This window comes from Synechococcus sp. WH 5701 (assembly GCF_000153045.1).
GTDB lineage: Bacteria > Cyanobacteriota > Cyanobacteriia > PCC-6307 > Cyanobiaceae > Regnicoccus_A > Regnicoccus_A antarcticus.
The window spans coordinates 1-1,592 of record NZ_AANO01000058.1; the positions used below are offsets into that span (position 1 = coordinate 1).

At 57.3% G+C, this 1,592-nt stretch carries 2 protein-coding genes and 1 pseudogene; 2 read left to right on the top strand and 1 reads right to left on the bottom strand.

The features are described from left to right. Nucleotides 1-637 (top strand): acetylglutamate kinase (argB, locus tag WH5701_RS00310; protein ID WP_006169791.1); only part of this gene is annotated, 637 nt, incomplete at its 5' end. Between the two features lie 21 nt (nt 638-658). Here argB and WH5701_RS16130 read toward each other — a convergent pair. Beyond that, nucleotides 659-838: a hypothetical protein gene (locus tag WH5701_RS16130; protein ID WP_006169792.1), complete on the bottom strand. Its 180-nt coding sequence runs from the start codon at nt 836-838 to the stop codon at nt 659-661. Between the two features lie 100 nt (nt 839-938). Here WH5701_RS16130 and WH5701_RS16135 point away from each other — a divergent pair. Beyond that, nucleotides 939-1,592: pseudogene (locus WH5701_RS16135) on the top strand (hypothetical protein); the annotation flags it as partial.

The following is a 1,592-nucleotide window of genomic DNA, read 5'->3' on the forward strand; positions in this document are numbered from 1 at the left end:
CTTACGCGTCACGGATGCCGACACCATGGATGTGGTGGAGATGGTGTTGGTGGGTCGCGTAAACAAGCAAATCGTGAATGGGTTAAATCAACTGGGCGCGCGCGCCGTGGGGCTCAGCGGGTGCGATGGCGGTCTAGTGGAAGCCCGCCCATGGGGTGATGGCAGCCATGGGCTTGTGGGGGATGTCGCCCGCATCAACCCAGATGTGCTGGAGCCATTGCTCAACGAGGGGTATGTACCCGTCATTTCAAGCGTGGCAGCGACTCCGAGCGACGGCCGAGCCCACAACATCAATGCCGACACCGTGGCTGGGGAGCTAGCCGCGTCGCTACAAGCAGAAAAACTGATCCTTCTCACCGACACGCCTGGGATATTGCGGGATCGAGATGATCCTGAATCGTTAATTCGCAAACTCCGCTTGTCGGAAGCGCGGCAGCTCATCGAAGACGAGGTGGTTGCTGGGGGAATGACACCAAAGACTGAGTGTTGCATTCGGGCCTTAGCCCAAGGGGTGGCAGCCGCCCACATCGTGGATGGACGTGTCCCTCACGCCCTATTACTGGAAGTGTTTACCGATGCAGGCATCGGAACCATGGTGGTTGGACGTGAAAATCATCCCAACAAGACAGTTGATTAAACGGTCTTGAGCGAACAACAACTAAGCATCAGCGTCGCTGTTTTGCTTTTGCTTTTGTTCGATGGGCTCTGAACTGAGCGTGCTGCTTTCGCCGCTACGTGCACAGCCACCGGCCACGGCCATGTTTGAAAACGCGGCAAGCACCATCAAAGCAATCACAACAGTTCCGCCAAAAAAAGCGATGTTCGGATGACGCTTCATCGTGTTGAACCGATTTGTCTCGAGACACTATCGAGATCAGACCTTGCACTGTGAAGACATCACTGGCCTCAGAAGGCCAAAAATTGCAGATGCTTGAGAGGTGATCGATCGCGATCCTCAACAAAAATCCACTCCTCCATACCAAGCCAAGCGGTCCATAAACTGCTTAAAAAGCTGGCTGAAAGGCGATGTTCGCCGACCGAGACAGTTACGGGGGCTACCTGGGGGACAAGGCGTGAAAAAGGACCAGCCGTCGCTCAACCTCCGTGCCGTGGATGCCCATTTAGAGCGTGGTGACTATGGCCAAGCCCTAGAGCTGCTCACTCCACTGGTCGACCTACACCCCATCTCAACCCCAGCAGGGTCTCAGGTGCGCTTCCTGATGATCACCTCTTGGATGGGTCAAGGCCAAAATGAGCAGGCATTGACCATGGCCCGCGCTTTGAGCCGAAGCGGTGATGTGGACAAGCGCCAACAGGCCAAACAGCTTGTGAACATTCTCGATGCGCCCAGCCTCGAGCGCCCCGACAGCTGGACCATGCGACTGCCTCCGCTTGAGGTCACCGCAACCGGTGGATCTCCGCCAGCCGTCAGTAGCCAACGCCGCTCCAGAAAACCAAAGCCACCACCGCCACCACCCACCGGGCCCACACGGGCTCCAGCCGTTGGATTTGCCGTCGTCGTGATCGCCGTGCTGGCCGGCCTCACCCTTTTACTGAGCGGCTGTGTTCGGATTGACGCCGATCTGGAACTC

Excerpts from the sequence above, each read along its gene's own strand:
- WH5701_RS16130 (WP_006169792.1), bottom strand. The coding sequence starts at position 838 with ATGAAGCGTCATCCGAACATCGCTTTTTTTGGCGGAACTGTTGTGATT.